This is a genomic window from Neoluteolibacter marinus (assembly GCF_014904755.1).
GTDB classification, from domain to species: domain Bacteria; phylum Verrucomicrobiota; class Verrucomicrobiia; order Verrucomicrobiales; family Akkermansiaceae; genus Haloferula; species Haloferula marina.
The window spans coordinates 1-555 of sequence record NZ_JACZFQ010000178.1 but is presented as its reverse complement, the minus strand read 5'-3'; the positions used below and the strand labels follow the sequence as shown (position 1 = coordinate 555).

Below are 555 nucleotides of genomic sequence, written 5' to 3'. Positions count from 1 at the left end.
CATCGGCCTTCCTGCCGAGCTCGCCGCTCGCCGCAAGCAGTTCGACTACTACCGTGACTGTCTCCTCACCTTCAAGGAGGCGGCGTAGATGGCTGTTGCTGCCCATAAAACAGTCGCGAGCTTAGCCGAGGAGGTATTGCGAGACATCGCTGACTCGCGTACCGCCCTAATTTACGCTCCGAACTCGGTCGGTAAAACTCGGCTGGCGCAGCATCTTAAGGATCGCGATCCAGAGGGAGTCGTCCTCTACAACTCGTTCATTGAAGACGAATTCACTTGGGACAATGAGCGTTTCGTGCTCAAGGTAGATTTGGGGTCAGGTCTATTCGAATCTGTAATAGAGCAAGGCCTTGACGGTGCAATCATCGACAATTTTCGAGCATACACTAGCGGGCGCATTGAACCGCGAATCGACCTCATAAATGGCGAGGTTAGCTTTGGTGTCCAAACGGGAGGTGATGATTCGCTGGACAGCATTAAGATTTCACGAGCTGAGGAAAGTATATTCGTTTGGAGCGTCTATCAAGCCGTCCTAAATGAGGCAATAGAAACTCT

The 555-nt window shown here is 51.9% G+C and carries 1 pseudogene; it reads left to right on the top strand.

Annotated elements, in window-relative coordinates:
- Positions 1–88: 88 nt before the first annotated feature.
- Positions 89–555 (top strand): annotated as a pseudogene (locus IG178_RS24385) (hypothetical protein); the annotation flags it as partial.